Below are 7,210 nucleotides of genomic sequence, written 5' to 3'. Positions count from 1 at the left end.
GTTTTGCTTACTTTTGCGCTTTTCAAAAGTGAGCCGCTGTAAGAGCGGAACCAATCTCAGCCATCACCCAAATAACGGATATTCACTCACTCACTCACTTAATCAATCAACCCAGCCCCAACCGCTCATGCCACTCGGCAATCGACTCCTCTGGATACGCCTCAAACTCCAGGTCCCCCGCGCGAACACTCACTTCAACCCACGGCGCCTTCGACCCCAGCATCAAATGCGTATGCTCCGGCGGCACCGGCAACGGCGTATCAATCGCCGAAGCAAACGGATGAATCAACTCCGGCCACTGCGGACTGAACAACCACAACCCCGACCCACACTGCGAACAAAAATGCCGCTCAGCCGTACTCGCATGCGCCCGGCTATCCCCCGGCTCTTTCATCCGCGCGTGATAAATCGAAATCAACTTGCGCCCCCGCACCTTGAGGCTCCTGGCATCCCCCCCAAGGTTGATCGCATACCCGCCACCCCCCTGGGTCTTGCGACAAATCGAGCAATAACACCGCTGATAAGGGTAGGGATGCGCACTCTCAAGACTGAACGAAACCGCGCCGCAATGGCAGGAACCTTCAAGCTGCATGACCAGATCTCCTTCGCAAAAGGGCAACGTTAGCTTAGGCGCCCGGCAGCCGGGGCGGTTCCATCTCGGGCATCAAGGTCGCGATCAACGCCCGAATCGTCCCCGGCAACGCCTCCAGCTCCCGCACCAGAATACTGCGCTCGCGCACCGCCCAAACCTCATCCAGCTTCACCGTCACCAGTTGCATGGTCCGGCTGTGCCGCACGGCGGCCGACTCGGGAATGATGCCGATCCCCACGCCCGCCTCAACCATCCGGCAGATCGCCTCGAAGCTCGACATTTGAATGCGCAACGACAAGTGCTTGCCCAGCCGCTCCACATGCTCACGCAGGAAACTCAGCAACGTGCTGCCGTCATGCAAGCCGATATGTTGATAAGCCAGGGTTTGCTCCAGCGTCACCGAAGGCAGGCCCGCCAGCGGATGCCCCACCGGTACCGTCAGCACAAGGTGGTCGGTGCTGAAGTGCAGCACCTGCAAACCCGATGCTTCCACAGGCCCGGCGATGATGCCCATGTCGCTGGTGCCATCCAGCACGCCCCGCACGATATCCCGCGACAGCCGCTCCTGCAGGTCCACCGTCACGCCGGGGCGCTGGGACAGGAAGCCGGCCAGCACCTCCGGGAGAAATTCGGTCACGGCGGTGGTGTTGGCAAAAATGCGGATATGCCCGGCCGAGTCGATGCCGTATTGGGTGAACTCGCTTTTCAGGTAATCCACCTGGCGCATGATCAGCCGCGCATGGTGCAGCAGCCGTTCGCCCGCCGGGGTAATTTCCACACCACGGCTGTCGCGGTACAACAGGCGGGTGTCGAGTTGGCCCTCCAGGGCCTTGATCCGCGCACTGGCGGCGGCCGGCGAAAGGAACGCGCGCTTGGCGCCCTGGGTCAGGCTGGGGGATTCGGCGATATGGATAAACAGGCGTAAGTCAGCCAGATCAAAGTGCATGCAAGGCTCCGGGGCAGCGACGAAGAACCCATGTGGGAGCAGGCAAGCCAGCTCCCACATTGATCATCCGGGTTCTTGAGATCTTTTTATGGGCGATGGCGTTCAGCATAGCCGAACGCTGCTTCATTGAAATGCAAATTCTCAGAACGGCCAGGGCCCAGCATGATCCGGTTCAGATTCCCTGCCCGAGGACATGCACCTGATGAGCGCCACAGACTGGATCGGCCGTAGCGAAACAGCCCACGACCACTTGAGCCACAACCTGCTCAAACGCATCGCCGCCACCTTTGGCGAAGCGGCACCGGCAGATGGCGAGCCGGTTCCGCCCTTGTGGCAATGGTGCTTCTTCCAGGACCCGCTGCCCGAGTCCGCCCTGGGCGGTGACGGTCATCCGGCCCGTGGCGGCTTCCTGCCGCCGGCCGATAATCGCAACCGCATGTGGGCCGGCGGGCGCATCGAGTTCTTCCATGCATTGCGTGCCGGTGAGGCCGCCACCCGCGTTTCGACCATCACCCGGGTGGAAGAAAAAACCGGTCGCACCGGCTCGTTGTTGTTCGTCACCGTGCGCCACGACTATTCCCAGGACGGCCGCCTGGCCCTGCGCGAAGAACAGGACATCGTCTACCGCGAACCCACGCCGCCCAAGCAGGGCAGTGGTGACGTGCTCCCCGAAGGCGCCTGGCGTGAAGCGGTCGACCCGACGCCAACCCTGTTGTTCCGCTACAGCGCCGTGACCTTCAACGGCCACCGCATTCACTACGACTACCCCTATGTCACCGACACCGAAGGTTATTCGGGGCTGGTGGTGCACGGTCCGCTGATCGCCACCTTGAGCCTGCGCGCATTTTGCCGCGCCAACCCCGCGGCCACGTTGCGCCGTTTCTCGTATCGCGGCGTGCGCCCGTTGATTGCCCCGCAAGCCTTTGAAGTGGGCGGGCACATCACCGCGCCGGGCGTCGCGGAACTGTGGGCGGGCAACGCCGACGGCCTGGCCCAGCGCGCCGAACTGCATTTCGAATAAACCTCCAAGAACAACAGGCGGAGAGCCGTTAATGAACCCGAATGACAACGAAGAACTGAATGCCATCCGCGAAGGCGTGCGCGCACTCTGCGCCGAATTCGACGCTGCCTACTGGCGCAAGGTCGATGAAGAAAAAGGTTTCCCGGAAGCCTTCGTCAAGGCCCTGACCGACGCCGGCTGGCTGTCGGCAATGATCCCGGAAGCCTACGGCGGCTCCGGCCTGGGGCTGGCGGAAGCCTCGGTGATACTGGAGGAAGTGAACCGCTGCGGCGGCAACTCCGGCACCGTCCACGGCCAGATGTACAACATGTTCACCTTGCTGCGTCACGGCAGCGAAGCACAGAAAAGCTTCTACCTGCCCAAGCTCGCCAGCGGCGAATTGCGCCTGCAGTCGATGGCCGTGACCGAGCCCACCACCGGCACCGACACCACCAAAATCAAGACCACCGCAGTCAAGCGCGGCGACAAGTACGTGATCAATGGCCAGAAAGTCTGGATCTCGCGGGTGCAGCATTCCGACCTGATGATCCTGCTGGCCCGCACCACGCCGTTGGCCGAGGTGAAGAAAAAATCCGAAGGCATGTCGATCTTCCTCGTGGACTTGCGGGAAGCCATCGGCAACGGCCTGACCGTGCAGCCCATCGCCAACATGGTCAACCACGAGACCAACGAACTGTTCTTCGACAACCTGGAGTTGCCGCTGGACAGCCTGATTGGCGAGGAGGGCAAGGGCTTCCGCTACATCCTCGACGGCTTGAATGCCGAGCGGACGCTGATTGCCGCCGAGTGCATCGGCGATGGCCGCTGGTTTATCGAGAAAGCCAGCGCCTATGCCCGCGACCGCGTGGTATTTGGTCGGCCCATCGGACAGAACCAGGGCGTGCAGTTCCCGATTGCCGAAGCCCATATCGAGATCGAAGCGGCCGACTTGATGCGCTGGCGTGCCTGTGAGGAATACGACAGCGGCGCCAATGCCGGGGCCAGCGCGAACATGGCCAAGTACCTCGCGGCCAAGGCTTCCTGGGAGGCGGCCAACGCCTGCCTGCAAACCCACGGCGGCTTCGGGTTTGCCTGCGAATACGACGTGGAGCGCAAGTTCCGCGAGACCCGCCTGTACCAGGTTGCGCCGATCTCCACCAACCTGATCCTGTCCTACGTGGCCGAGCATCTGCTCGAACTGCCACGCAGCTTCTGAGGGCCCGACCATGAGCCATACCCAAGCGCTGTGTCGGTTCCTCGCCGAGTTGAATTACGCACAATTGCCGGACGCCGTACTCGCCCGCACCGAAGACCTGTTCCTCGACTGGCTCGCCTCGGCGCTGGCCAGCAAGGGCGCGCATCCGATCCCGCTGTTCGAACGTTATGCCCGCAGGATGGGCCCGGCTGATGGCCCGGCGCAGATCATCGTCAACGGCGGCAGCAGCAGTGCCTATTTCGCCGCGCTGGTGAATGGCGCGTCGTCGCACCTGGTGGAGCAGGATGACCTGCACAACAGCTCGGTATTGCACCCGGCGACCGTGGTGTTTCCGGCGGCATTGGCGGCGGCGCAAGACCTCGGCAAGTCCGGTCGCGAACTGCTGCTGGCCTCGGTGGCCGGTTACGAAGCCGGGATTCGCATCGGCGAATTCATGGGCCGTTCCCATTACCGGATCTTCCACACCACGGCCACCGTCGGCACCCTCGCAGCGGCGGTGGCCGTGGGCAAATTGCTCGACTTCAACCAAGAGCAATTCATCAACCTGCTGGGCAGTGCCGGCACTCAGGCGGCCGGGCTGTGGGAGTTCCTGCGGGACGCCGCCGACTCCAAGCAACTGCACACTGCCAAGGCCGCTGCCGATGGTTTGCTGGCGGCGTATCTGACAGCGGACGGGCTGACCGGTGCGCGCAATATTCTGGAAGGCGATCAGGGGATGGCGGCGGGCATGTCCACCGACGCCGACCCAGGCAAATTGTCCGATCGTCTCGGCAGCCGCTGGGCGCTGCTGGAAACGTCGTTCAAGTTCCATGCTTCATGCCGCCACACCCATCCGGCCGCCGATGCGCTGCTGGATCTGATGCAGCGCGAAGGGCTGGGCCATGAGCAGATCGCCCATGTGGAAACCCGCGTTCACCAGGGCGCCATCGACGTTTTGGGCCGGGTGACGCTGCCGCAGACCGTGCACCAGGCCAAGTTTTCCATGGGCACCGTGCTGGGGTTGATTGCCGTGCATGGCAAGGCCGGGCTGACCGAGTTTCACGAGCTGGCGCTGAGCGACGGGGACGTGGCGGCGTTTCGCGACAAGGTCTCCATGACCCTCGACGCCGAAGTCGACGGTGCCTATCCGCAGCGCTGGCTGGGCCGGGTCATCGTGACCACCGCCGATGGCCGCACCTTGCACGGCGCCATCGACGAACCCAAGGGCGACCCGGGCAACACCCTGAACCGCTCGGAGCTGGCCGACAAGTTCCAGCGCCTGACCCAATTCAGCGGTGCCCGCACACTCGCGCAAACCACCGGGCTGATCGAAAAAGTCTGGGACCTGCGCAACGCCGCATCCCTGGCTCACTGGCTTTAAGGAACTGTCATGACCGCTAATCAACGACCGCTGGACGGCATCACCGTTGTCAGCCTGGAACACGCGATTGCCGCACCGTTCTGCACCCGCCAGTTGGCCGACCTGGGCGCGCGGGTGATCAAGATCGAACGTCCCGGGGCGGGCGACTTTGCCCGGGGCTATGACGAGCGCGTGCGCGGCCTGGCCTCGCATTTCGTGTGGACCAACCGTTCCAAGGAAAGCCTGACCCTGGACCTCAAGCACGACGATGCCGGGGACATCCTGGAAACCCTGCTGGCCGATGCCGATGTGCTGGTGCAGAACCTCGCACCGGGCGCGGCCGCGCGCATGGGTTTGTCATTCGAGGCGCTGCATGAGCGCTTCCCGCGGCTGATCGTCTGCGACATCTCCGGCTATGGCGAGGGTGGCCCGTATGAAAAGAAAAAGGCCTACGACCTGCTGATCCAGAGCGAAGGCGGCTTTCTCTCGGTCACCGGTGGCCCGGGTGAAGACCAGATGGCCAAGGCAGGCTGCTCCATCGCCGATATCTCCGCCGGGATGTACGCCTACAGCGGCATCCTCTCGGCGCTGCTGCTGCGGGGCAAGACCGGGCAGGGCAGTCGCATCGACGTCAGCATGCTGGAAAGCCTGGTGGAGTGGATGGGCTACCCGATGTATTACGCGTTCGACGGCGCGCCCCAGCCACCGCGCGCGGGTGCGGCGCATTCGACGATCTACCCCTACGGGCCGTTTCCCACCGGCGACGGCGGCACGGTAATGCTCGGTTTGCAGAACGAGCGCGAGTGGGCTGCGTTCTGCGACAAGGTGCTGCTCACCCCGGAATTGGCCACCGACGAGCGTTTCTCGGCCAACTTCAAGCGTTCGGAAAACCGCGACGTGCTGCGCCAGATCATCGTCGACCGTTTTGCGCAGATGAGCGCCGAAGGCGTGATCCAGCGCCTGGAAGACGCGCAAATCGCCAGTGCACGAGTCAACGACATGCAAGGCGTGTGGGACCACCCGCAGCTCAAGGCCCGGGACAGTTGGCGTGAAGTCGACAGCCCGGCGGGCAAGTTGCCGTCGTTGCTGCCACCGGCACGCAATGCCGCGTTCACCCCGCGGATGGATGCGGTGCCGGGGCTGGGGCAGCACAGCCAGGGGATTCTCGACCAGCTGGGTTACTCCGCTGAAGCCATCGACGGCCTGCGTATCCGCGGCGTTATCTGACAAGGAATCGAACGATGCCAACCTCTCTTGTGCGCTCTGCGCTGTTTGTACCGGGCAGCCGACCGGAACGTTTTGCCAAGGCCCTGGCCAGTGGCGCCGATGCGGTGATTGTGGATTTTGAAGACGCGGTGGAAGAGCCGCTCAAGCGTCAGGCCCGGGACAACCTCGGGGTGTTTTTGCAGGCGACGCCGGCGGCGCGGGTGTGGGTGCGGATCAACGCGCCGGAGCATCCCGAGCATTTTGCCGATGTGGCGTTCTGTCAGGCCCACGCCGGGGTCGCGGGGGTGTTGCTGCCCAAGGTTGAAAGTGCGGCCCAGGTGGCCGTGGTGGCTGCAACGGGCAAGGCTATCTGGCCGATTATCGAGAGTGCGCGGGGTTTGCTGGCGGTGGCGGAAATCGCCCATGCGCCGCTGGTGGAGCGCCTGTCGTTTGGTGGCCTGGACCTGGCGCTGGACTTGAACCTGAGCAGCGGCTCCCCGGCCGCGCAATTTGCCCTCGACCAGGCTCGCCTTGCCTTGATCGTGCATTCCCGCGCCGCCGGGCTGGTGGCGCCGCTGGACGGCGTGCACCCGGCCATCGACGACCCCGAAGGCCTGCGCCGTTCGATTCGGCATGCCTATGAAATGGGCTTTGCCGGCGCGCTGTGTATCCATCCCAAGCAGGTGGCGGTGATTCACCAGGCGCTGGCCCCCAGTGCCGAGGATCTGGCCTGGGCCAAACGGGTGGTGGACGCCGGTGCCCATGGGGCCGGGGCGTATCAACTGGACGGGCAGATGGTGGATGCACCGGTGCTGCTGCGGGCCCAACGATTATTAGCCGCGCAACCGTAGAAATGTGGGAGCGGGCTTGCTCGCGAAAGCGGTGGGTCAGCCAGTGCATCCGGTGACTGG

7 protein-coding genes are annotated in these 7,210 nt (G+C 63.8%); 5 read left to right on the top strand and 2 right to left on the bottom strand.

What is annotated here, in order from left to right; genetic code table 11:
• Positions 1-106 precede the first annotated feature (106 nt).
• Positions 107-592, bottom strand: coding sequence for a GFA family protein (locus ACW9I6_RS28965; protein ID WP_457340110.1), 486 nt, complete (start codon positions 590-592; stop codon positions 107-109).
• A 34-nt stretch (positions 593-626) separates the two neighbouring features.
• The gene (locus ACW9I6_RS28960) at positions 627-1,538 is read right to left on the bottom strand and encodes a LysR family transcriptional regulator (RefSeq protein WP_008436234.1); all 912 of its coding nucleotides are present in this window, start codon (positions 1,536-1,538) and stop codon (positions 627-629) included.
• A gap of 202 nt (positions 1,539-1,740) precedes the next feature.
• Here ACW9I6_RS28960 and ACW9I6_RS28955 point away from each other — a divergent pair, with 202 nt between their 5' ends.
• Genes ACW9I6_RS28955 through ACW9I6_RS28935 form a run of 5 tightly spaced genes read left to right on the top strand, consistent with a single transcriptional unit; the run spans position 1,741 to position 7,150 of the window.
• Positions 1,741-2,559 (top strand): FAS1-like dehydratase domain-containing protein, encoded by an 819-nt coding sequence (locus ACW9I6_RS28955; protein WP_214498706.1) that lies wholly within the window; start codon positions 1,741-1,743, stop codon positions 2,557-2,559.
• Between the two features lie 31 nt (positions 2,560-2,590).
• A complete protein-coding gene (locus tag ACW9I6_RS28950) occupies positions 2,591-3,754 on the top strand; it encodes an acyl-CoA dehydrogenase family protein (protein WP_087694986.1) in 1,164 nt (387 codons plus the stop codon).
• 10 nt (positions 3,755-3,764) lie between these two features.
• The gene (locus ACW9I6_RS28945; protein WP_177029126.1) at positions 3,765-5,114 is read left to right on the top strand and encodes an MmgE/PrpD family protein; all 1,350 of its coding nucleotides are present in this window, start codon (positions 3,765-3,767) and stop codon (positions 5,112-5,114) included.
• A 9-nt stretch (positions 5,115-5,123) separates the two neighbouring features.
• Positions 5,124-6,320 (top strand): CaiB/BaiF CoA transferase family protein, encoded by a 1,197-nt coding sequence (locus ACW9I6_RS28940; RefSeq protein WP_087694990.1) that lies wholly within the window; start codon positions 5,124-5,126, stop codon positions 6,318-6,320.
• 14 nt (positions 6,321-6,334) lie between these two features.
• Entirely contained in the window at positions 6,335-7,150 is an 816-nt protein-coding gene (locus ACW9I6_RS28935) for an HpcH/HpaI aldolase/citrate lyase family protein (protein WP_003215055.1), read from the top strand.
• Positions 7,151-7,210: the final 60 nt, after the last annotated feature.

The sequence above is a fragment of the Pseudomonas sp. SDO5522_S412 genome, from assembly GCF_054071215.1.
Note: the sequence above shows the minus strand (reverse complement) of the source record. Positions and strands in the feature narration are given on the sequence as shown.